The organism is Daejeonella lutea, from assembly GCF_900168015.1.
Lineage (GTDB): Bacteria > Bacteroidota > Bacteroidia > Sphingobacteriales > Sphingobacteriaceae > Daejeonella > Daejeonella lutea.
The window spans coordinates 148,647-173,290 of record NZ_FUYR01000004.1 but is presented as its reverse complement, the minus strand read 5'-3'; the positions used below and the strand labels follow the sequence as shown (position 1 = coordinate 173,290).

General features: G+C 45.7%; 17 protein-coding genes. 9 read left to right on the top strand and 8 right to left on the bottom strand.

Annotated features, from left to right (window positions below; genetic code table 11):
- From hemL to lspA, 5 genes are all read right to left on the bottom strand, one after another.
- Nucleotides 1-1,383 carry a glutamate-1-semialdehyde 2,1-aminomutase gene (gene hemL, locus B5X60_RS15935; protein ID WP_170878478.1) on the bottom strand — a complete coding sequence of 461 codons (1,383 nt, stop codon included), beginning with the start codon at nt 1,381-1,383 and terminating at the stop codon, nt 1-3.
- A gap of 188 nt (nt 1,384-1,571) precedes the next feature.
- On the bottom strand, nt 1,572-2,540 hold the full coding sequence (gene hemB, locus B5X60_RS15930) for a porphobilinogen synthase (RefSeq protein WP_079703723.1): 969 nt from the start codon (nt 2,538-2,540) through the stop codon (nt 1,572-1,574).
- A 1-nt stretch (nt 2,541) separates the two neighbouring features.
- Nucleotides 2,542-4,194 (bottom strand): hydroxymethylbilane synthase, encoded by a 1,653-nt coding sequence (gene hemC, locus B5X60_RS15925; RefSeq protein ID WP_245803547.1) that lies wholly within the window; start codon nt 4,192-4,194, stop codon nt 2,542-2,544.
- A gap of 65 nt (nt 4,195-4,259) precedes the next feature.
- Nucleotides 4,260-5,486, bottom strand: a complete 1,227-nt coding sequence (gene hemA / locus B5X60_RS15920; protein ID WP_079703722.1) for a glutamyl-tRNA reductase — start codon at nt 5,484-5,486, stop codon at nt 4,260-4,262.
- Between the two features lie 347 nt (nt 5,487-5,833).
- On the bottom strand, nt 5,834-6,334 hold the full coding sequence (gene lspA, locus B5X60_RS15915; protein ID WP_079703721.1) for a signal peptidase II: 501 nt from the start codon (nt 6,332-6,334) through the stop codon (nt 5,834-5,836).
- Between the two features lie 264 nt (nt 6,335-6,598).
- On the opposite strand from lspA, the gene B5X60_RS15910 reads away from it, so the two are divergent.
- Nucleotides 6,599-7,441, top strand: a complete 843-nt coding sequence (locus tag B5X60_RS15910) for an alpha/beta hydrolase family protein (protein WP_079703720.1) — start codon at nt 6,599-6,601, stop codon at nt 7,439-7,441.
- A 266-nt stretch (nt 7,442-7,707) separates the two neighbouring features.
- On the opposite strand, the gene ispG is transcribed toward B5X60_RS15910, so the two are convergent.
- Both ispG and B5X60_RS15900 read right to left on the bottom strand, forming a co-directional pair.
- Entirely contained in the window at nt 7,708-9,852 is a 2,145-nt protein-coding gene (gene ispG / locus B5X60_RS15905; protein WP_079703719.1) for a (E)-4-hydroxy-3-methylbut-2-enyl-diphosphate synthase, read from the bottom strand.
- 305 nt (nt 9,853-10,157) lie between these two features.
- The gene (locus tag B5X60_RS15900) at nt 10,158-10,778 is read right to left on the bottom strand and encodes a DUF4159 domain-containing protein (RefSeq protein ID WP_079703718.1); all 621 of its coding nucleotides are present in this window, start codon (nt 10,776-10,778) and stop codon (nt 10,158-10,160) included.
- Between the two features lie 189 nt (nt 10,779-10,967).
- Here B5X60_RS15900 and B5X60_RS15895 point away from each other — a divergent pair, with 189 nt between their 5' ends.
- From B5X60_RS15895 to B5X60_RS15875, 5 genes are read left to right on the top strand one after another with little or no spacing between them, the layout of a single operon-like run.
- Nucleotides 10,968-11,966 (top strand): AAA family ATPase, encoded by a 999-nt coding sequence (locus B5X60_RS15895; protein ID WP_079703717.1) that lies wholly within the window; start codon nt 10,968-10,970, stop codon nt 11,964-11,966.
- 53 nt (nt 11,967-12,019) lie between these two features.
- Nucleotides 12,020-12,904: a DUF58 domain-containing protein gene (locus tag B5X60_RS15890; RefSeq protein ID WP_245803546.1), complete on the top strand. Its 885-nt coding sequence runs from the start codon at nt 12,020-12,022 to the stop codon at nt 12,902-12,904.
- Between the two features lies 1 nt (nt 12,905).
- Nucleotides 12,906-14,378, top strand: a complete 1,473-nt coding sequence (locus tag B5X60_RS15885; protein WP_079703716.1) for a BatA domain-containing protein — start codon at nt 12,906-12,908, stop codon at nt 14,376-14,378.
- Nucleotides 14,378-16,495 carry a DUF4175 family protein gene (locus tag B5X60_RS15880; RefSeq protein ID WP_079703715.1) on the top strand — a complete coding sequence of 706 codons (2,118 nt, stop codon included), beginning with the start codon at nt 14,378-14,380 and terminating at the stop codon, nt 16,493-16,495. Before B5X60_RS15885 ends, B5X60_RS15880 begins: the two co-directional genes overlap by 1 nt.
- Nucleotides 16,495-18,267: a hypothetical protein gene (locus tag B5X60_RS15875; protein ID WP_079703714.1), complete on the top strand. Its 1,773-nt coding sequence runs from the start codon at nt 16,495-16,497 to the stop codon at nt 18,265-18,267. Before B5X60_RS15880 ends, B5X60_RS15875 begins: the two co-directional genes overlap by 1 nt.
- Nucleotides 18,268-18,476: 209 nt before the next feature.
- On the opposite strand, the gene B5X60_RS15870 is transcribed toward B5X60_RS15875, so the two are convergent.
- On the bottom strand, nt 18,477-18,839 hold the full coding sequence (locus tag B5X60_RS15870) for an endonuclease domain-containing protein (RefSeq protein WP_079703713.1): 363 nt from the start codon (nt 18,837-18,839) through the stop codon (nt 18,477-18,479).
- A gap of 298 nt (nt 18,840-19,137) precedes the next feature.
- Between B5X60_RS15870 and B5X60_RS15865 the strand changes: the two genes are divergently transcribed.
- The 3 genes from B5X60_RS15865 to B5X60_RS15855 all read left to right on the top strand — a co-directional run bounded on the left by B5X60_RS15865 (nt 19,138) and on the right by B5X60_RS15855 (nt 24,201).
- Nucleotides 19,138-20,772: a TldD/PmbA family protein gene (locus B5X60_RS15865; RefSeq protein ID WP_079703712.1), complete on the top strand. Its 1,635-nt coding sequence runs from the start codon at nt 19,138-19,140 to the stop codon at nt 20,770-20,772.
- Between the two features lie 2 nt (nt 20,773-20,774).
- The gene (locus tag B5X60_RS15860) at nt 20,775-22,091 is read left to right on the top strand and encodes a TldD/PmbA family protein (RefSeq protein WP_079703711.1); all 1,317 of its coding nucleotides are present in this window, start codon (nt 20,775-20,777) and stop codon (nt 22,089-22,091) included.
- A 475-nt stretch (nt 22,092-22,566) separates the two neighbouring features.
- The gene (locus tag B5X60_RS15855; RefSeq protein WP_079703710.1) at nt 22,567-24,201 is read left to right on the top strand and encodes a TldD/PmbA family protein; all 1,635 of its coding nucleotides are present in this window, start codon (nt 22,567-22,569) and stop codon (nt 24,199-24,201) included.
- Nucleotides 24,202-24,644: the final 443 nt, after the last annotated feature.

Below are 24,644 nucleotides of genomic sequence, written 5' to 3'. Positions count from 1 at the left end.
TTAGTCAGCTCTTGCACCCCGGAAAACAAAATCCAGACTTTCGAAAATAGCCCGTTTCGCTTTCTCCAGCTCAATTTTTGAATGTGCAGAAGACACAAAGCCTACTTCATAGCCCGATGGGCCAAGGTAAACGCCTCTGTTCAATAACTCACGGTGGAAAACCTTGAATTTCTCCATGCTTGACGATTCAATCTGATCTGCAGAACTAATCGCCTCCTGATCAGTAAATGCAAACCAGAAAATTGATGCGATCGAAAAGATCTTAAACTTATAATTCCGTGCAGTAGCAAAACGCTGTATAGATTCTGTAAATTCCTGAGCTTTATTATTCAGGTCTTTGTAGAAACTCGATTTTGATAATTCAGTAAGCTGGGCAATACCAGCAGCCATAGCAACCGGGTTTCCCGATAAGGTACCGGCCTGGTATACCGGTCCGTCAGGGGAAATCATTTCCATGATCTCGACAGAAGATCCGTACATACCCACAGGCAGACCGCCGCCGATAATTTTACCGTATGTAATGATATCTGGTTTTATCTGGTAGAACCCGGCAGCGCCTTCGAAACCAACCCTGAAGCCTGAGATGACTTCATCAAAGATTAGCAGGGTATTATTTTTTGTACAAATAGCACGCAGAAACTCCAGGAATTCTTTTGTTTGAAGCAGTAAGCCATTGTTTGCCGGAACCGGCTCAATAATCACGGCAGCGATCTGATCACTGAATTGTTCAAATGCAGCTTTAACTGCTTCATCGCTATTTAACGGAACAACTATAGTTTCATCTGCGAAAGCTTTTGGAATACCGGCAGAGGAAGTTTCGCCAAAGGTGACCAGACCAGAACCAGCCTTCACCAGTAATGAATCCGAATGACCATGATAACATCCTTCAAATTTAATGATCTTATCGCGCTTCGTATAACCGCGTGCAAGGCGGATCGCAGACATGACAGCCTCTGTCCCGGAACTGGTAAAGCGTAGTTTCTGTATGTATTTATTATTCTTTAAGATCAGTTCTGCTAGCTGGTTTTCAAGCGCTGTCGGTGCCCCAAAGCTCATTCCATTCTGCATAACTTCAACAACCTTCTCCCGAACCCCTGCGTGATTGTGACCCAGGATCAACGGACCCCACGACGCACAGAAATCAATGAATTTGTTCCCATCAGCATCCCACACAAAACAGCCATCTCCTTTTTGGATAAATAAAGGTGTGCCGTGTACAGACTTAAAAGCCCTAACCGGAGAATTTACCCCACCCGGGAAATAACCTTTAGATTTATCATACAATTCGGCAGATTTCTCTCTCGAAATATCAGGCTTCCCAGTATAATTCACCGGCACTTCAGCTTCTGATCCTGAAAATATTTTTTTAAGCGACTCTAACATAACTTGAGTTATACGTTATACGTAATACGTAATACGTTATACGTTTTAAACTTTTCTAACTGATAAAAAACCGGCCTCCAAACTCATTTCTAATTTGGGGAGTTCACTCTTTGCTCTTTATTCCTTGCTCTCCGACATACTTCTCCGCCCAGCCACTGTCAACTCTCAACTGTCAACTGTCAACCAATTTACATCCAACCCTTCTCCAGAATCTCCCTCGCATGATACGTAATAATAATATTCGCGCCCGCTCTGCTAAAAGCATACATATTTTCCATCACCACTTTCTGTTCATCGATCCAACCTTTTTCTGCAGCAGCCTTGACCATAGAGTATTCACCGGATACATTATAACAAGCAACCGGAAGATCGGTATTTTCTTTCAAACGATGAATTATATCTAAATAAGCTAATGCTGGTTTTACCATGAGGATATCTGCTCCCTCCTGCTCGTCCAGAACAGCCTCACGCATGGTTTCATTTGGATTTCGGAAATCCATCTGGTACGCCTTACGGTCGCCTTTATTGGGCGCCGAATCTGCTGCTTCACGAAAGGGCCCATAATATGCCGAAGCAAACTTAATGCTATAACTCATGATGGAGGTATTCTCCAGATTGTTCTGATCTAAAACTTTCCTTATGCCTAATACGCGGCCATCCATCATATCTGAGGGGGCAATCATATCAGCGCCCGCCTGAGCATGGGTCAGAGCCATCTTTGCAAGGACATCCACAGTCTGATCGTTATGAACTGTATCATCATGCATAATGCCACAATGCCCATGGGTAGTATAAGCGCAGGTGCAAACATCAGTAACCACGAACAGATCATTTCCAAAGGCCGACTTAAGCTCCCTCACCGCATTCGCTACTACAGAATTACGATCGTATGCCGAACTCGCATCATCTGTTTTTTGTTCGCCTACCCCAAAAAGGAGCACTTTGTTAAGGCCAAGTTTTAATGATTTTTCTACGTCCCTGACCAGCATGTCGGAACTAAAATGGCTAACACCCGGCATGGCATCAATGCCGTTTTCTGCACCTTTGCCGGGAATAACAAAATAAGGATAAATGAACATATCCTTGGATAGTCTGGTTTCAGCAACCATTTCCCGCACAATAGGCGATTTCCTTAATCTTCTCGGACGTATCAGCATATTAATATGAACTATCTCTTCTACCCTTGTAATCCAGTGCGAACACTGCTTCTGACAATCCAACTTCATCCGGAGAATAGGGCAAGGTGTATTTCACGCCCATCTCATCGAACTTTTTACCAGTTGACTTGCCAATGCAGATAACCTGCTGATCTGGCTCCAGTAAGTTATTTACGAAGTATGATTCAACGTTTGACGGACTGGTGAATATTAACACATCGGCAAACGACTGAGCTACATCTTCTTCCGGAACTGTTTCATACACAGTAAGCTCAACGATCTTTGTTTGTGGTGATAAGGCTTTCTGGATCGTTCTCAGGGAACCTTTCGCGCTAGGGAACAACACATTTGACCCATTTGCTATTTTGGCAAATTCTCTGGCGATATCTTTTGTATCAATACCCTCTTCTTCACCGTTAAAGTCGGCAGTTTTGCCAAGATAGCGCAGCGCATCTTCAGATCCGCGACCCAATACACCAAACTTGGCTTTTTTAGGAAGCTGCGGATCCAGACGGAAGAAATATTCAATTGCATTCCGGCTGCTAAAAAATACCCAGTCTATATTTCTCAGGATATAGGAATCAAGTTTATTTATAGATGGGAAGGTTTTTATCAGAGAACGACCTTCAAGCTCAATGCCGTGCTTATCCAACGCGGTTCTCAAATAACTTGACTCCGGCAATTCCCGTGTAATAAAAACATTCTTTGGGAACTTGCGCTCCGGATCGAATTTAGCTACGATCTTCTCGGCAAGCCCGTTAAGTGTCTTTGATTGTGTAAAAAGCCGGTCAGGAAAATCTTCACCTTCATCAGCTTTTGAAGTCCATACCTGGTATTGTGTTCCGTCTTTCCTGCAATAACATCCGAGTGGCATATGGCAACCGCCGTCAAAAAGGTTTAGCACCTTACGTTCCAGGCCAATCTGTTCAGCAACATCCTTATGGTTCAGGGGCTGCAGCTTTTGAAAAAGCTCCTTATCATTTTCACGGATCTGGATTGCCAGAACTCCCTGAGCAGGTGCAGGAATAAATTCGATAGGATCCAGCTCTTCCACATAAAACTCGCTGAGGTCGATGCCGAGACGATGAACACCAGCTTTTGCAATCATGATCGCATCATAGTCTTCATCGCGAAGTTTCTGAATCCTAGTTGGCACATTGCCCCTCAACTCTTCTACTTCAAGATCTGGCCGAATTGCTAATAGCTGAGCCTTGCGGCGATTTGATGAAGTACCGACCATTCCACTGAACTTTACGGACATCTTTTGCTGAATGTCCACACAATCTTTCAGAATAATCAATAATTCAGAGGGATCTTCCCGCTCGGATACTGCGGCAATAATTAATCCTGCAGGATGATTTGTTGGCAGATCTTTGTGAGAATGTACCGCAAGATCAATTGACCCGGCTAATAATTCGTCTTCAAGCTCCTTTGTAAAAAACCCTTTGCCTTCCAGCTTGTCGAAACTCAGGTTGATTATTTTGTCGCCCTGGGTCTTGATGATCTTTAATTCAGAATCGAGTCCAAGTTTAGCAAGTTCATCTTTAACAAAATTAGCCTGCCATAATGCAAGCTCGCTACCTCGTGTTCCAATTACTATCCGATCGCTATCGGACTTAGAATTTCCGGTTATTCCGGGCATATTATCAGACATGGCAATTTATTGTCGGCTTTTAACGAAGGGTAAAATTAACCAAAATGATTGGCATCAGATTGGTGTCAGCTATTATTTATCAGGATATCCTTCGCCATGATCATGGGTACACTAATGTACTTTTTCTCCATATAGTTCATCACTTTGGCCAAAACCTCGCGTGAGTTCTCGTCCATGCTCTCTATATCCTGTGCAAAAATGCGATTGATGGCTGTTTCCTTAATTTCCTTGATCTTTTCAGGAACATCCCGCATAGCAATCTCAATCCTTCGTTGTTTTAGAACAGGTTTGAACTCCTGAATGTTTTGATCAATAATGCGTTCTGCAAAAATCAGCTCTTCATACCTTTCCTGAAGATTACTGTTTGCAATTTCCTGTAAGCTATGTACTTCGATGAACGTAAGCGGGTTTTTCTCGATAACGGTGCAGCATGTATCGTTTGGTACAGCCAGATCGACAATTACTTTTTTGGAAGTATCTCCGTTCAAAAGCGATTGATAAATTTCGTTAGTGATGACAGGCTCAGTTGCACTGGTGCACGTGATGATAACGTCAAAGCCTTCTTTATAATTTTTAAGCTCTTCCAGATTGAATGCTCTTCCACCAAGCTCTTCAGCTAAAACTTCAGCTTTGGATAAGGTGCGGTTAAAAATAGCAAAATTGGAATATTTATGTTTCTGAAGATACTTGGATAAGTTTTTATTTGTCTCTCCGGCGCCGATAATCAGCACACGTGCATTTGTACACATTTTCAGTTCGCGCAGCTTACGATAAGCTAACGAAACCACAGAAATAGGTTTACGAGCGATCCCGGTATGGGTATAAACTTCTTTTGCAGTTTTAACAACGCGATTCATTATAAGCCTCAGATAGTCGCCGGTGAATCCTGCTACCCTGCATGTTTCGTATGCTTTGCGTATCTGTGCAAGGATCTCCTTCTCACCTACCACCAGGCTTTCGAGTGAACATGAGATGCGAAGCAGGTGATTAAGTGCTTCAATATCTTCGTAAACCGAGACCTGGCTCACGAAATTATCGATCTGCTCCTGAGGGATACACAAATTGAGGGTTTGAATAAATTCTCTCACAAACTCGCTGTCAAGGCTCTGCTCTGCTGTAAAAACAAATTCAACCCGATTGCAAGTACCCACATAGAATATCTCAGGAATATCGAAATGCTGTTTTACACGGTCGAGACTGCTTTCCAGCGTCTCGTTACAAATCACAAATTTCCCCAAATCCTTAAGGTCTATGTGCTTGTGTGTAAAGGCAATAACTTTTAAAAACTTCAATTCCCGTTATCCTAATTAAAAAACCGCCACAAATGTAATGAATAAGCGATTTCGTCTGTGTCACCTGTTTGTCAACACCTGTGTTTAGATTGATTTTAAATAGAAAGGAAGTTGTACGTTGTACGTGATACGTTCTACGTCTCTTGAGCTACGTACCTAACGCATCTAAACGTGAAATCAAAGTCTAACACAACGTTTGGTCAAAACGTACAACGCCTGCCTGACGGTAGGCAGGTAAACCGTATGACTTATCGTCTCTTTCGCCCACAAGAAATCGTGTATAATGTTAACTTATCCGATGTACAAACGTATAACGTACGACGTATAACGTAAAACTCTTTCGCGTCTCAGAAAGCTATGATCAACTTTTTAAGATAGATATCAATAAAAATCAGTCCCATCCCCACCATAATCGAAACATCCGCCATATTAAATATCCCGGTTTCAAATATCCCGAAATTCAAGTGGAGGAAATCTGTTACCGATCCATACCGCATCCGGTCGTATAGGTTACCAGTACCACCTCCGATCACAAAGCATAGGCCTACCACCAGCAGCCTCGACATATTGGTTTTCTCGACGACCAGATAAAGCCCCCAAAGCATAACCATTATAGGTAAGACATTCAAAACCAATACCTTTATAAAATCGGGCAAATTGCTCCCCAGACTGAGAAATGCGCCGCTGTTTTCAACTTTCGTGAGGGTCAGGAAGTTATCTATAACCGGAATGATTTCATGGTATTCAATCTGATTTCTTGCGATATTTTTAGTCACCTGATCACAGCCGATGTTGAGAAATATCGCTGTTATGATAAGGGTATTACGGAGAACGGGTTTAATTTTCATTTTGCTATTTTTGGGTATCGGGGATCGGGTATCAGGTATCGGGTATCAGGTATCAAGTATCAAGTATCAGGTATCAAGACTGGGTGCATAGACGCGATTGTAAATGTGGACTAGGCTTTTCCAATAGTGCAAACTGTCAACTGCCACTTGTCACCTATTATCAAACTTACAACCTATAACTTATAACTTACAACTTAACCGAGCGTCTAGTCCACGTAAAACGTACAACGTAAAACGTATTACATCTTAAAACGTTATAAGTTCATGATCATCAACCAAACTTTCACAATCCCCGGCGCGGAAGGCAAGCCGATTTTAATCGATCTTACTTATAAGACAGGCAATGAACGTGCTCCGCTGGTACTTTTCGTACATGGATTTAAAGGGTTCAAAGATTGGGGGACGCATAATATGGTGGCAGAATATTTTGCAGACCACGGCTTGCGTTACCTGAAATTTAACTTTTCACATAACGGTACAACGCCTGAAAGCCCGCAAGACTTTGTGGACCTGGGTGCCTTTGGCGACAATACATTCACCAAAGAATTTGAAGATCTGGACCATGTGATCACTTTCGTAAAGAGTGGTCGGGAATTCCCGGCTCCCATGGCCTTGACCCTTATCGGACATAGCCGCGGCGGGGGAACATCCATTATCCAGACTGCCAAAGATGATCGGGTAGACAAGCTTATCACATGGGCGTCTATCGCCCGATTTAACAGTCTCTGGAAAGCAGAAGACGAAGATGAATGGCGTCAAAAAGGTGTGATTTACAACTTCAATACACGGACAAAGCAATATACACCCTTAAAAATCGACTTACTCCACGACCTGGAAAAACATGCTAAATCCTATGATATTCTCGCTGCTGCAGGTCGTATAAGTAAACCCTGGCTTATTATCCATGGCGACGAAGATATCAACGTAGATCTCGCCCAGGCAAAAGAATTGGAAGAGCGCTCAAATAAGGCCGAATTATTTGTCGTTACACACGCGAATCATGTTTTCGGATCTGAGCACCCTTACACAAAAGATGATTTACCGCTTGAACTGCAGCTGGTATGTGAAAAGAGTATTGAGTTTATTAATGGCGGCGGTGCGGTGTAATTGTTCCCCGACTAGATCGGGGATCTCCTGCAGACGCGGCGTAGCTCGCGTTCTCTAGGAATTTCAAACTACCCCGGTTCTAAACCTCCAGCGTAGCTGTATTTAGTTTGCAGGATTTGTAGCAGAGACGAAGGTCGATCGACACTTGCGGCTTTGACCGCGTGTCATTGACGAGATCCCCGATCTAGTCGGGGAAGAGCCACTCCCCACCTAGCACCTTGCTACTTGATACTTGATACTTGATACTTGATACTTGATACTGAAAACTAAGCAACCACTTCCGGTTCAACCCAATTCCCATCCTCCCTGATAATTCCGATCAACTCATCCAGCGCATTTTCGGTGTTCACATTTTTCTTGACCACTTCTTTACCGCGGTATAGGGTAATCTTCCCCGGACCGGTACCAACATATCCATAATCGGCATCTGCCATTTCCCCGGGGCCGTTCACAATACAACCCATGATGCCAATCTTCAGACCTTTTAAGTGATCAGTTCTGCTGCGAATCATTTGTGTGGTGATCTGCAGATCAAATAGGGTTCTTCCGCAGCTCGGACAGGAGATATACTCTGTTTTCGAGATTCTTGAACGCGTTGCCTGCAGGATACCAAACGAGGTGGTCAAAATAGTTTTCGGCCAGATCTCCGGCGCATCCAGCCAAACCCCATCACCAAAACCGTCCAGCATCAAACCACCAATATCTGTCGCAGAATAAAGTTGAAATTTGTCAGCTTCTGAAACTGTGCTTTGCCGAGTTCCAACTGTCAACTGTCCACTGTCAACCGTCAACTCATAGCTCCTCTTAATAATCACCGGCACTTCAATGCCCATACTAAGAAAAGTCATAAACGCTTCCCGCTGATCCTGTAATCCGCAGATTTCATTCGTTTCTAGTACGAAAACCAGCGTATTGTCAAGCGGGATCCGGTCAAAAAGCTCCGTTCCAATATCAGCACGAGTAATCGATACCAGGTTTAATGACAGGTCCTTCTCTCCAGCTTCAACGTACTCCTGCACATTATACAGCGGGTGGCAATTCGTTTTATCCTGAAGCTTTTTCCAGGTAGCGTAGTTATATAGCTGCTTTAAATTTCCCGGGAAACTAAAGGATGGCAGCTCATCAGCCAGGTAAACAAAATCTGTCGACTGCTCGCCCATATTGTATTTATCGAGGATAGGGGAATAGATATAACCCACATCGCCGAGTATCGCAGGGTCTTTCAGGTTTTTAGTCGAGAGATCAATAACAACTCTTGGAACCTGGTGCCCGCCGATGAAGGTGTTTAGTTCGGTAGTTTTGCGTTTTTCGTAAGAGTAGGGACTGTGATCAGTTGAAAGTGGAAAGTTGAAAGTTGAAAGTTGACCAGACGCCGAATCTGTCGGTTGATCAATTACTCCCTTGCCTTTGGATACGTCCGCTCCTGAAACCTGATACCTGACACCTGATACCTCATCCGTATATCCGTCTCCCCTTAATTCGTAATTCTTAATTCGTAATTCCCTCTCCCCATACCGGCTACCGAGGGCTATCGCCACCGGTGCTTCCGCCTCCGGCTCTTCGGTTAACGATACTCTGATTGTATCTCCCAGCCCGTCTTCAAGTAAGGCCCCGATTCCGACAGCTGATTTAATTCTGCCGTCTTCTCCATCCCCCGCTTCGGTAACGCCAAGATGTAAAGGATAATTCATACCCTCCTTGACCATCGTTGCAACAAGTAATCTATACGCCTGCACCATAACCTGCGGATTGCTCGATTTCATTGAGATCACCAGGTTGTAGTAGTTCAAGTCCTCACACATCCGCATAAACTCCATGGCCGACTCAACCATTCCCTGCGGAGTATCACCGTAGTGACTCATGATCCTGTCGGATAAAGAACCGTGGTTGGTTCCGATCCGCATTGCCGTTCCGTACTCCTTACAAACCTTAACTAACGGGGTAAACTTCTGGTAAATCCTGTCGAGCTCAGCTTTGTATTCCAGATCGGTGTACTCGAAATTCTCAAACTTCTTTTTGTCGGCGTAATTACCGGGATTAATTCTCACCTTTTCCACTATCCGCGCTGCTTCTTCGGCCGCATTGGGAGTGAAATGTATATCGGCAATAAGAGGAACATTATATCCCCGGTGCTGTAATTCCTTTTTTATAACCGCCAGATTCTTTGCCTCCTTAATGCTTGGCGCTGTGATGCGCACGTATTCACATCCCGCTTCCACCATCCTGATCGATTGCTCCACCGTTCCGATCGTATCCATCGTATCGGTAGTTGTCATACTCTGGATCCGGATTGGATTTGTTCCGCCCATGGCTATTTCACCAATCTTGACTTCTCTCGTTGAAAAACGGGAATATGAGGTTTGAGAGTTACAGTAAACGCCAGGCAGGGGTGTTATAATTGGGTTCGTCATCGAAGAATATGATTCTGGCAAAAATACGGAGAAAAGTTGGAATAGGATTCATAGGATGATAGGATTCATAAGATCTGGGCGGAAAATTGTCTTGAATAAGATTAGTAGGATGATAGGATTGTAGGATTACGGCCTATTCCCATGCAACAGAAAAGCAGTGGATAGGATTTCGCGAAGCGTCGCTGTGCATGTCCCCCGCTGGCGGGGGTTAGGGGGTGGATTTATAGTTGACAATTAACCGGGTGGAATAGACGCTGTGCCGCTGTCAACCGTCCACTGTCAACTGTCAACTGTCAACTGTCAACTCAAGAAAGAGCGTACATCACAATATTAACCCCAAACTTCGTGTTGTCCTCTGCTAAAAACCTTTTGTTCCTGAAATCATAATCCCACTCACAACCGTAGTCTTTATTGCTGTAGAGGACAGCTATCCTTCCATTAATCTCTATTGCTTTCAGATAATCATGCACCAGGTCGTCACCCCAACCGTTAAGTTCAAAAGATGTTGTAGGCGGACCTTTTTCGAACTTGAAGAAGGAACTATAAATCTCATGGTTGTTAGGGATCTTTTTCAAGGCTGATGGGCCGAACAATGCGCTCATCTGCGCTTCAAAGGATTTCGCAAAAAGGCCGTCGATGTCATGATTGCAGTCGTCAACAAACACAAAGCCCCCGTTTTGAATATATTTTTTAAAATTCGCTTTCTCCTGATTGTCGAACTGTACGAGCTTGTGGCCACTGAGGTAAGTGAAGGGGTAGAGAAAAAGCTCGTTGCCGCCAAGGTCAACCACCTTCTCATCCAGATTCACGGGGACCGTAGTATATTCAACCAGCGAGTTCAGGATATTCGACGGCATGCGCTGATCGGTATCCCAATCGCCGGAACGGTATCTTAATCTCGCAAAAGTGAACCGGGAAGCAAACATTCGCCTAAATTATTGCTATAATTATTCCGCAAAGAGTTTTTCAGGAGATTTATTTTTAATTTTCATCCGTCTATCTTTGTTTTTAACGGAGATGAAGTGATCATGGTTTGATAATTATACCCCTTGCGGGTGTAGGCAAAACCATGATGATTCAACTTTCAACATTACCAAACCAATTAAAATAACATCTTGGAAATTTCAGAAAGCAAGCTAACAGCTATTATAGCTAAGCTTCCTCATTTAAAAAATGAGATACAAAAAGTGATCGTGGGGCAGGATGAAGTCCTGGATGAACTGGTAATAGCTCTTATGGCAGGTGGTCACTGTCTGCTGGAAGGCGTTCCAGGATTGGCAAAAACACTGATGGTGCGCACCTTGTCGCAGGCTCTCGACCTGTCATTCCGCAGAATTCAATTTACTCCAGATTTGATGCCAACCGATATTGTCGGAACGGAAATATTGGAAGAAGACCACACCACGGGGAAACGATTTTTCAAATTCAATAAAGGGCCTCTTTTCGCCAATATCATACTGGCAGACGAAATTAACCGCACGCCGCCTAAAACCCAGTCCGCCTTGCTTGAAGCGATGCAGGAGTTCGAAGTTACTTATGGCGGGCAAACCTACCCGCTTGATCGGCCCTTCTTCATCCTGGCAACACAGAACCCAATCGAGCAGGCAGGAACCTATCCCCTGCCTGAAGCACAACTCGACCGTTTCCTGCTTTTTGTTAAGATCGGCTACCCTTCAGAACAGGAAGAATTTGGCATTCTGAGCAGTACCACCGGATCAGCTAAACCTAAGATCGATCCTATCCTAACCGCGAAAGAGATCATCCAGATCCAGTCGCTGGTACGTGATGTATCGATAAGCGACGATCTTATAAATTACACCGGCAAACTTATCCGCGCCACCAGACCTGATACTACTCAAACCGACTACGTAAAAGAGTGGGTGCGATGGGGAGCAGGACCCCGCGCCGGACAAGCTCTCATTTTAACCGCGAAAGCCCGGGCTCTGCTCAAAGGGCGGTACGCCGTCATCATGGAAGACCTTCATGCCATGGCCTACCCTGTCCTGCGTCACCGCATCCTCGTAAACTTCAAAGCCGAAGCTGAAAACGTAACATCCGATAACGTAACAACCGAACTATTGAAGAGCATCGAACGCCCTAAAGTCAAAATCTAGAGGTTTTCCGCTATGCCCACTTTCAACTTTCCACTTTCAACTATCAACTTATTGTGAATCTCTCCGATCCCAAAACCTTCCTCGCCATCAAAGACCTCTCCCTTGCGGCCAGGACGATCGTCGACGGTTTTATGACGGGGTTAAATAAAAGTTCTATCAAAGGCCCGGGCCTCGAATTCAGCCAGTACCGAAGTTACCAGCCCGGCGATGATCTGCGCTGGCTTGATTGGAAGATGTACGGCCGGTCTGATCGCTACTATATCCGCGAATCGGAAGTGGAAACGAATATCTCGGTACGGCTTCTAATTGATGCAAGCGGTTCCATGGCCCACCAGGACGGGGAATATAAAAAGATTGATTATGCTCGCTATCTCGCGGCAGCTCTTGCATACCTGGCAAACTCACAGGGCGATGCGACCGGGTTATATGTATTCCAGGAAGGCGGCTTATTTAATCTGGCTTCCCGGCAGGACTTTCAGCACCTTAACCGGCTGTTCTTTCATCTTGAAAGCATAAAGGTAAAAGGTGAATTTACTAAGCCTGTTAACTACAAAGATATTTACACCGGTTCCCGAAAGAAAGAACTTCTCATATTCATCACCGACCTCTATCAAAAAAAATCGGAGATCATCGACCTGCTTGACACACTGACAGCCTTGAAGAATGAGGTCATTGTTTTTCATCTGATGGGCCGGAATGAACTTGAGCTGGACTTTAAAGGGTATTCCGTTCTTGAGGATCTTGAAACAGGCGAAACCGTGAAGATAGATGCTGCATCATCGCGCAAGCAATACCAGGAAGCTCTTTCGGCTCATCTCAGCTCGCTCCGCACCGAAATGCTGGACAGGCATGTCCATTACCGAATGATCTCCATGGATGAATCCCCGGACCAGGCTTTGCGCGATTTCCTGAATCAGCGGAATAAACTAAGGGCGTAAAATGCTGCAGCTTTTAAATCCCATATGGCTTTTCGGAATCGCTGGAATTTTAGTCCCGCTGATCATCCATCTATGGAATGTAAAAACGGGGAAAACCCTGAAGGTTGGTAGCATTATGCTGATGGGAGAAAGTTCACGGCAGAATTCCAGGAGCCTGAAACTGATGGACCTGCTGCTGCTTTTTCTGAGATGTCTGCTGATAATTGTCTTGTCGCTTATACTCGCTGAGCCTGTATGGAGAAGCCTTTCAAAACAGCAAGAAAGCAAGGCCTGGATACTCCTCGAAAAGGATGCTTTCCCGGAGACTTACAATACTTTTAAAAATCAGATAGATTCCCTGATAAAGGCCGGGAATGAGTTGCGCCTTTTTGAACCCGGGTTTGTGAGAGCAGATGTCGAAGAACTCAAAAGCGATACTGGTTCCGTGAAAAGTCCCGGGAAGCTCCCCTACTGGTCTCTGCTAAAGCTTATGCAGCAACAAATACCAAACGGTGTAAATGCTTACATTTTTACCGGAGACAAGCTGAGTCGTTTCCAGGGTGAGCGCCCCGCAATTAATACCGCTGTCACTTGGAAAACATACACCTCATCAGACTCATCTGCAAAATGGATTGAACATGCCTACTTCACTCCGACTGGTGATGTACAGGCGATCGTGTCAGAAAGCAGTCCGCGCGGTACGCTGACTAAAACTGTTTCCCTCTCCCCCGGAACAAGCATTGGCGATATCAAGAGTACGATAGCCGGAGGACAGGCGCAGGTGCAGCTGAACGATCAAACTATTCCCGCGGATACCAGCACCCTTAAAATCGCTATTAATTCCGATGGCTTTGCACACGATGGTGAATATCTTGTGGCAGCTTTGCAGGCCATCCAGAAGTATACCTCACGGAAAATTCGTTTTGTTAAGCCTTCCTCAAAGCCCGATATTCTATTCTGGCTGACAGCCAAAGATCTCCCTGCGGATATCGAAGGAACAGTATTTCGATACGTGGCAGGAAAGACCAATGTTATCGATACATGGATAACTTCCACCGAATCCGGCGCTCTTCAAAAAGAAAATATCGCCCTCCACAAACGGATAGTGTATCCTGAGGACAAAGCAGCATTTTCGATATGGAAGGACGGTTTCGGCAAACCGGTGCTTGATCTCACACAAAAAAACAATGCCGCTCTATACAGCTTCTACTCCCGCCTTGATCCTGAATGGACCGACCTGGTATGGAGTCCGCAATTCGTGAAATTGCTGTTACCCATAATAATCCCCGGAGCCGATCCCCTCCAAAATAATAGCCTCGACAAAAGATCTATAGCAAGATCTCAGATAACACCCCTCTCAGACCTCCTTGCCCGCCGTAGCTTCAGCGAAGGAGGGCCCGTAAATAACACAGACCTCACATTATATTTCTGGTCGTTTTTAATAGCTCTCCTCCTCCTCGAACGCTTCCTCTCATTCCGTAATAACCCCAACTGATGAAAGAGCGCGACGGACATATTGAACTGAAGAGATTTCATAAACAATGGCGGGCCTATGCGCTAATCTCCCACCTTTTCATCGCATTAGCGATATCGGTCCTTTGTGTTGCGATATTTAGAAGATTTGAACAGGTTTCTTTTCTGTGGACCATTCCGGTATGCCTGGTCATTCTGGGGATAATGGCCTGGTGGACGGGACTCATGAAGACCAGCACCCGCGATATTGGCCGCTTTCTTAACCAATCATTTCCTGAACTGGAAGAGAGCGCCGACTTGCTTGTAAAGCCGGCAGAGTCTCTCAATGTTCTCGAGAAGCTGCAGGTAATAAAAATTGAAGATAAATTATCGAATATCTCTGCATCCCGATTATTTTCGAAGCGGTTGAGGTCATCTGCATTGGTACTGCTGGCGGGGCTTGTACTAGCGTTTGGGATAAGTACCCTGACATTTAGCAGGAATACTGTCAATGCTAACTCTGCTAATAAAACAATTATCCCGACCGTCCCCGATAAGATACTTCCTGGGATAAGCTCCGTTAAGCTAAGAATCACACCCCCAGCCTACACGCGACGCTCGCCGAAAACTCAATCTCAGTTTTCTGTATCGGCAGAAGAGGGGTCGTCGCTTAACTGGCAGATCCGAACCACGCAGCGGGCAAAGAACATTAAGCTGATTTTTAACGATAAAGAAGCTATTCCTTTAGTTTCGGCAAATGAGCTCGGAACCCTGTGGTCTTTGCATAAAACCGTCACGAAGTCGGGTTTTTACCAGGTAGACCTGGGCGGCACTTTATCCGATCTATACAAACTGGAAGTCATTAAAGATCAACCTGCATCAGTCCGTATCATCAGGCCTGCTCAATATTCAAGTATTGATTTTGGTGAGCCGCAGCGTACCAGTCTGCAGGTGCAGATCGACGACGACTATGGGATAAACGACGCATTTATAGCAGCCATAATTAGCAGCGGCAAGGGCGAAGGTGTAAAATTCAGGGAACAGAAGCTGTCTTTCCAGCAGAATTTTTCCGGGGCCGCATCCTATAAACTGAACAAAACCATCGACCTCAAAGGACTCGGAATGGTGCCTGGAGATGAGCTCTATTTTTATGTTCAAGCGCGCGACAGCCGCCTGCAGGAAAGCCGGTCTGACATATATAAAGTTACTATTCAGGATACAGCCCAGCTGATGAACATGGATGGGATGCTTGGAGGAGTAAACCTGGTACCAGAATATTTCAGGAGCCAGCGGCAGATAATTATTGATACAGAAAAACTCCTGAAAGAAAGGACCTCCATAAGTACAGAGGCATTTAACAGCCGAAGCAACGAGATCGGCGTAGACCAGAAACTGTTGCGCCTGCGTTACGGGAAATTCCTGGGTGAAGAAGACGAGTCGGAAATCGGCGGGCACCAGGAAGAAACCAGCGACCCCGCGGATTTTGGGAACCCAGAAGCTATATTAGATGCGGTCTCACATAAACACGACCAGGCCGAGGATGCTACCTTCTTTGAACCTGAGCTGAAAGCACAGCTTAAGGCTACTCTTTCGGAAATGTGGAAATCTGAACTGCAACTGCGCCTTTACAAACCTGCGGAGGCGCTTCCATTTGAGTACAAGGCACTGCGACTGCTTAAAGATCTGCAGCAAAAGTCGCGTGTGTACGTTGCTAAAACCTCTTTCAAGCCGCCGGTAATTAAGGCGGATAAGCGGCTGAGCGGTGAGCTGGATAAAATAGTTCAGCCCCAGAACAACCGCATCATTGACCCGAAAGACAATTCTCAAAATTCACTTAAGCTCACCGCAGGAATACTTGCCGCGAAAAAACCTGGGCGAACCCTGACAGCTTCTGAGATTGTCACCCTGAATGATGCAAGCCGGCTCATCGCATCCCGTGCAGCATCACAACCTGCAAGCTTCCTCGGATCTTTGGGTATTTTGAGAGGCATTATCCGATCAGGCAGTGCTGCAAAAGTACCGCAAAGAGACGTGGCAGAACTCGAAGCCGTCCTGCAGAAGATTATTAAGCAGGAAAGCCGGTCGCCCCAGGCGCAGTCTGGCACACCAGCGAACGACCTTGCAAAAGAGTATTTCAACAACTTAAAAAGGAACCGTTGATGGAGAATTGGGTAATCATCATATTGTGTTTCCTAGTCCTCGCATTTATTTGCTGGAAGGAGCTCCTGCGAAAGAATAAAGCCAATCTTGCATTTCGACTGATTGCATCTTTAGTTACGGTTTTAGCTCTCTACTTTATCGCGCGTCCTCTTAGCTTCCAGCGAAAACTGGATCCCTCGAAAGAAAATACCGCAGTTTTACTAACGGAAGGGTATGACAAAGACAGTCTCGCGGGATTAAAAAACATTCCGATATACAGCGCTGAGCATTCTATCGCAAGCGCCAGCAAAAACGTAAAATTCATCCCTGACTTACAATATTTCAGTCGATCTCAGGCAGACATAAACAAGATCCATATCCTTGGCCAGGGGCTGGAGCGGCATGAAATGGAGAGCTTAAAAAACCGGCAGCTGATCTTTCATCCTGGCCGGGTCGCTGGGTTTCACTCTGTGAGTTGGAATACAACTGTGCGTTCGGGGGAAAGACTCATCGTGCAGGGCAGTTTTAAAAGCGAGTCAAAAAGAGCGGTGAGAATCCTGCTGCGCGGACTGAGCACCACGCTCGACTCAACTGAGGTCACCGGCAACCAAACTTTTGAGCTGAGGACAAACCCGAAAATGCTTGACCAAGCTGTTTATTCCTTGCTGGCCCTTTCGGGAAAAGATACCCTTGCCAACGAAAAAATTCCGGTAGTGATAGAAGCAAAAACACCACTCCGCATCTTAATGCTTTCTTCATCCCCGGATTTTGAAAACAAGTTCCTTAAAAACTGGCTCGCATCTGAACAGTATGCATTGGCTGTTCGCAGCGCCATCAGCAAAGACAAATTCAGCACTGAGTTTCTAAACATGGAAAGGACGGGCATAAGCCGCCTTAGCCCAGCGCTGCTTAAAAACTTCGATATCCTGATCGGGGATCTCGCAGAATTGTCCCGGCTAAGCCCGTCGGAAAATGCTGTTCTTCAGACTGAGGTAAGCAATGGGTTGGGTTTAGTGATTCGAGCTGATAGTGCTGGTGGAGGAGGCTTCTACCGCCGGGCCTTTAATCTCCGTCAGACCCGGGCGATAGATCAGAAAAATCACTCCCTTATCTGGCCCGGCCAAATGGCAAAAAAGACTTCCGCACCTACACCATGGGCAATGGAAATCCTCCCACTTCCCGGGGATCAGCCTCTTGTCCGTGACAATAAAAACCACATACTGGTCAGCAGTAAGCTAAACGGTTCCGGGCGAATGATTGCGACAACCGTAAATGATACGTATAGCTGGATGCTGAACAATAACAGCGCTGATTACACAGCCTATTGGTCTCATATCCTCGGAAAGGCTGCACGAAGAACTCAGGCAGCAGAAAACTGGGAGGTACTCAGCCAATTCCCTGTCGTGAATTCTGCTTCTGAACTCCGTCTGGAAAGTCCGGCAGGCACCCTCCCATTGGCAACTGCAAATAACATCCCTCTGCACTTTGCACAGGATCCTATTCAATCCTACCGCTGGACAGCAAAGTACTGGCCAACAGAACCTGGCTGGCAGTCCATCAGGTCTGGGAAAAATGAATACAGCTGGTATGTATTTGGTGAAGACGATTGGCAGGAGGCAAGGGCGGCAGAGAAGATCGAACATACCAGGAAATTTATTGATGAGCATAAAACGCTTGTTCAGAACCCGGAAGGTATTGCAAAAACCTATATGTATGTTATTCCGGCGGTCTGGTTTTATATTTTGTTTTTGGTGGGGATGGGATATTTGTGGTGGGAAGGGAAGATGAATTAGAGGCAGGGATAAAGAATCAGGAATTAGGAACCAGGAATCAAGAACCAGGAATCAGGAACCAAGAATCAAGACTTTCCACAGGGCGACGATTTAGTGCTCATGTTAGTGTCGTTGTGCATGATCCGTGGGTTATGTACGCTATGTGCGTTGTGTACGTATCCCGCTCCCCAGCCAAGGGGAGCTGTCAGCCCCTTCGGCTGACTGAGGGGTCAATCAAACCTCTCCACAATCAATCGAACAACCTCGGGCAGATTTAAATACACCAACTCATTCTTAACTCTTAATATTTTGAACCCCAATTTTTTCAAAAACTCATCCCGACAAATATCATATGTCATTTGTTCTGGCTGGCTATGAACGTCCCCATCAAGTTCTATGACTAGTCTTTCTGAAGCGCAATAGAAATCAACAATGTAATTTCCAATGCTTTGCTGCCTTCTAAATTTTCTCCCAAGAAGTTGCTTCCCTTTAAGGTAGTTCCAGAGATATTTTTCAGTGGGTGTAGGATTATTTCTTAAAGTGCTGCGACGATTTCTGAGGTAAGGGACACTATGTATTTTTGGAGGTGCCATTTTGTTGTTAATTCAAATGTGACAATGGTTGATTAAAATTTTCCAGATCCTTAACAACGGGTGTATATTAATCAACAAATGGTTTGAACCATGACCCCTCAGTCCGCCTTGGGCGGACAGCTCCCCTTGCAAAAAGGGGAGCTGGATACGCACCCACCGCACCACTCACATCGCTACCATCTCCACCAACTATTTAAACTTTTCTTGTTCACTTTTTCCCCTTCCCCAAAAAATATCATATCTTCAAAAAACCAATTACCTTTCCCGCCTTTGCGGGAGAACCTAAACCAATCTATAAATGAAAAGAAGTGAATTTCTCTACCTGAGCGGGATGGGTGCCGGGGCGCTTATGCTACCCAATCTGGATGCCTTCGCCCGACACATCGATCCGCTGGAAGCGTTAGATGGGATGGACGTAAAACTTAAAAAAGCTCTCGCCGATGTTGCCCTCAATACGGCAAAATCGAAAGGTGCCTCTTATGCAGACGTTCGCATTGGCCGTTACCTCAACCAATTCGTTGCAACCCGCGAAACCCGGGTGCAGGGCGTTGCCAATACAGAATCCTTTGGCGTTGGGATCCGCGTAATCGCTAACGGCTGCTGGGGATTTGCATCCTCAAACCTGGTAACGAAAGAAGACATAGCTAAAACTGCCGAGCGTGCTGTTGCTGTTGCAAAGGCAAATGCTAAAATTCAGGGATCACCGGTTCAACTGGCTCCCCAGAAAGGGCTCGGCGAGGTTAGCTGGAAATCACCCATTGAGCGCAATGCATTTGAAGTTCCCGTAAAGGAGAAAGTAGAATTATTACTTCAAACCAATGGCATCGCCATGGCCGGGGGAGCGAGCTTTATTAATTCGGCAATTTTCGCAGTTAATGAGCAGAAATACTTTGCCTCAACAGATGGCTCATATATCGATCAGGATATCCACCGCATCTATCCGCAATTCAACATCACTAAAATAGACCGCGCAACAGGGAAGTTCGATACGATAAAATCGTCGAGCACACCGATGGGAATGAGCTACGACTATCTTGAACCAAAAGCTGAAAGTAAAGTTGGCGGTATAGTAACCCGGTATAAAGACCGCTACGATATCCTTGCGGATGTTAAGGAAGTCACAGCCAAAGTTGACGAGAAGATGAAAGCTAAGTCGGTTGAACCGGGTAAATGGGATGTAGTGTTAGACCCATCACATTTATGGTTAACCATCCACGAATCTGTAGGCCACCCTACTGAGCTTGACCGGGTGCTGGGATACGAAGCGAACTATGCCGGTACCAGCTTCCTGACCCTCGACCGGATGAACTCTAAAAAGTTCAATTTCGGAAATAAGCATGTGAACATTGTAGCAGATAAACTTCAAAAGAATTCACTCGGTGCTGTCGGATATGATGATGAAGGTGTACCATGTAAAAAATGGGACCTTGTCAAAGAAGGAATATTGGTGAACTTCCAGGCTACCCGCGACCAGGCACACATGATCGGCCTGAACGAATCACAAGGCTGCTCCTATGCACAAAGCTGGGCAGATGTGCAGTTCCAGCGTATGCCGAATGTTTCGCTTCAACCGGGCAAGGAAAAGATGAGTGTAGACGATATGATCAAAAATGTCGAGAAAGGCATATATATCATTGGGGATGGTTCATTCTCTATTGATCAGCAGCGGTATAACTTCCAGTTCGGCGGACAAATGTTCTATGAGATCAAAGAAGGTAAGATCGTTGGCATGCTCCGCGATGTTGCGTACCAATCGAATACCCAGGAATTCTGGAATGCCTGCGGCGGTGTATGCGACGAAAGCGACTATCGTTTAGGTGGGGCTTTCAATGATGGCAAGGGTCAGCCTAGCCAGTCAAACGCTGTTTCGCACGGAAGTTCAACAGCACGATTTAATGGAGTTAATGTTATAAACACAGCAAGAAAAATATAGATATGGCCATATTAACAAAAGAACAAGCACAGGCGATACTGAAAAAAGCGCTTAGCTATTCAAAGGCAGAAGAGTGTGAGGTTAGTTTACAAGGGTCTGAAGGCGGAAATATCCGTTATGCAAGGAATGCAGTTTCTACTGCCGGCGATATCAGCACCATGAGCCTGGGTGTCAGCTCGACCTTTGCCAAGAAAACCGGCACTGCAACGATCAACGAATTTGATGATGCTTCACTTGAAAAAGTTATCCGCCGCTCAGAAGAACTTGCTCAGCTCGCACCAGCCAACCCTGAGTATGTTTCTCTTGAAGGACCAAAAACATTTCAGGAAGCAAAAACCTACAACGCCACAACAGCAGCTGTTAATCCTGACATCCGCGCAGACGCGGTGTTAAAGAGCTTAAACGTTGCAAAAGAAGCAAAACTTGAGGCTGCCGGATTCCTGGAAAACACGACTGGTTTCCGGGCGATCATGAACTCTAAAGGATTGTTTGCTTACAATACCAATACGGATGTCTCTTTTTCAGTAACAACCCGTAACCAGGCCGGAACAGGTTCAGGCTACGTGGAGCAAAGTTATAATGATGTCAGCAAGCTCGATACTTTAGCGCTGACCAAGATCGCTGCAGGAAAGGCCAACGGTTCCGCGGGTGCAAGAGCTATTGAGCCCGGAAAATATACTGTGATCCTTGAACCTCTCGCTGTCAGCGGCATGCTTTCGTACATGTTCAATGGCTTCGATGCACGGAGTGCGGAAGAAGGCAGGAACTTCATGAGCAAGAAAGGCGGGGGCACACGCCTGAATGAACAACTATTTGGAGAGAACATTAATATTTATTCCGATCCTTTCAATCCTGACCTGCCGGGCAATACCTGGAGCGGTGATGGACTGCCGCTGGAAAGAACTCAATGGGTTGAAAAAGGAGTGGTCAAAAATCTTGCTTATTCCAGGTACTGGGCAGGTCAAAAAGGCGTCAAGCCACTACCGGGAACCAACAGGCCAATTTTTACGGGTGGTACAGCATCATTAGAAGACCTTATAAAGAGTACTGAAAAAGGAATTCTTGTTACCCGTTTCTGGTATATACGGATGGTCGACCCTCAAACTGTATTACTAACAGGCCTTACCCGGGACGGTACTTTCTATATCGAGAATGGCAAGATCGCCTTCCCTGTGAAAAATTTCCGTTTCAACGAAAGCCCGATTATCATGCTCAATAACGTGGAAGCAATGGGCAAACCGCAGCGCAGCGAGAACATGATGGTGCCGCCAATGAAAATAAGAGACTTTACGTTTTCTTCACTTTCGGATGCCGTATAGGATTAAGATGCTGGGCCGAGATTTTGTCTGGACTAGGATTAGTAGGATGATTGGATTGTAGGATTACTTTTTATGATGCATAGGATAATAGGATTTATAGGATCTGGTCGGAGAATTGAGGTTCCAGCTTTCGCTGGAATGACAAGCATATGCGTTATAAAAGGGAGATTTCGGCTTCCGCCGGAATCTGAGGAAACAACTACACACTTAAGTAGAAATAGTTAGAAAGGTGCGATTTAGCTACTCCGATCCCAGCGAAGGCTGGGATCTCCCAATTCCCACCAGATAATTTGTCATCCCGGCGAAGGCCGGGACCTCAAAAAACTATAATATGAACGATGCGGGAGATGCGGTGTGTACGTATACCCAGGCGGATCCGATAAATATCGGATGAGGGGTCCTTAGCACCAACCACACAAAATTACCAGGAACCAAGTCTTGATACTTGATACCTGATACTTGATACTATTTTAACATGAGAAGAAGAGACTTTTTATACCTCACAGGAATCGGCACTGGTGCCACTTTCCTGCAATCGGTGCCTGTGATAGGCCGCAATATTCATATTGAGGATGCCTTAATGCCCGTTGATACGGCGCTCAAAAAGAGGATGGCGGACATTGCCCTAAACGCTGCGAAATCACGAGGCGCTACCTATGCGGATGTGCGTATCGGCAGGTATTTAAACCAGTTTATCACCACACGTGAAAAACGAGTGGATAATATCGCGAACACGGAATCGTATGGTATGGGTATCCGGGTAATCGCCAACGGAAGCTGGGGATTTGCCGCCATAGATAATCTTACGGACGATAACATCGCGAAAGCGGCAGCAACAGCGGTGCAAATCGCAAAGGTGAATTCCAAATTGCTGTTGGAACCTGTGAGGCTCGCTCCGCAGAGAGGTTACGGCGAGGTAAGCTGGAAAACCCCAATGGAGAAGAATGGCTTTGAAATCCCGATCAAGGAAAAAACAGACCTGCTGCTATCGGTAAATGATGCTGCCCTGAAAGGCGGTGCCAACTACGTAAACTCTGCGCTCTACCTGGTAAACGAACAAAAGTATTTTGCTTCTACTGAAGGTTCATATATTGACCAGGATATCCACCGTTTATGGCCAACCTTTACGGTGACCAAGATCGATTCTAAGTCGGGTAAATTTGAAACCCGCAACTCCCTGAGTTCTCCGATGGGTATGGGCTACGAGTACCTGAATCCTAAGAAAGATGAGGAGATCAACGGCTTGTTCACGATCTATAAGAACCGCTACAACATGCTGGAGGATGCTGAGACAGCTACCCGCCACGTAACTGAAAAGCTAAGCTCTAAACCTGTGGAACCGGGTAAATACGATCTGATCATCGATCCGACCAACCTGTTCCTGACTATCCATGAATCTGTGGGTCACCCTTCAGAACTCGACCGCGTTTTAGGATACGAAGCTAATTATGCCGGCACCAGCTTCCTGACCCTAGACAAGTGGGAAAGCAAGAAATTCAATTTCGGCAGTAAGGTGGTGAATTTCGAAGCAGACAAGACTGCCCCTGGATCGCTGGCTGCAGTAGGGTATGACGACGAAGGTGTAAAGTGCAAGAACTGGGATATTATCAAGGACGGTATATTAGTAAATTATCAGACTATCCGCGATCAGGCTCATATTCTGGGATTACCTGAATCACAAGGCTGCTGCTATGCTGACAGCTGGAGCAGCGTTCAATTCCAGCGCATGCCGAACGTTTCCCTCAAACCTGGGAAAGCGGCACTAACCCCTGCTGACATGATCAAGAATACCGAGAAAGGAATCTACATCTTCGGCCGTAACTCCTACTCGATCGACCAGCAGCGTTATAACTTTCAGTTTAGCGGCCAGCTCTGCTTCGAGGTAAAAGACGGTAAGATCGGCGGACTGTTAAAAGACGTTGCCTATCAATCCAACACTCAGGAATTCTGGAATTCAACATCAGCTATCTGTGATGAAAAAGACTATCGTACCGGCGGATCATTCTTTGATGGAAAGGGACAGCCAAGCCAGGTAAGTGCGGTGTCGCATGGGTGCTCGACGACTTTGTTTAAAGGAGTCAACGTTATAAATACGGGGAGACGTATTTAATTTAGTGGAGAGTTGAGAATGGAGAGTTGAGAATTGGCAGACGTACCCATTTATTGCTGGTGCTATAATTTACCGCAGAGGGCGCAGAGTACGCGCAAAGAACGCAGAGTTGCACAAGCGGGTGAATGAATTAGCCTCTGCGCTCTCTGCGAAAAACTCTGCGTCCTCTGCGGTTAAAACCTTTTAGCGCTATGCCGCATGCGGCTAATGACTTTTCGCTAGTGCAGAAACTCTGCGTCCTCTGCGAAAAACTCAGCGTCCTCTGCGGTTAAAACCTTGCAGCGAAAGCTGCTATCTCCCGCAGGCAGCTCTCTCTTTTTTTCGCACACTAAATCCCAATCATTTTTTTTAATTTACTCCTTCTAACCAACGAACTCAATTAGGAATCGATAGCTATCGTTTTACGTTTCCGCTGTGCATCTCCGCCCAGACATACAACGTAA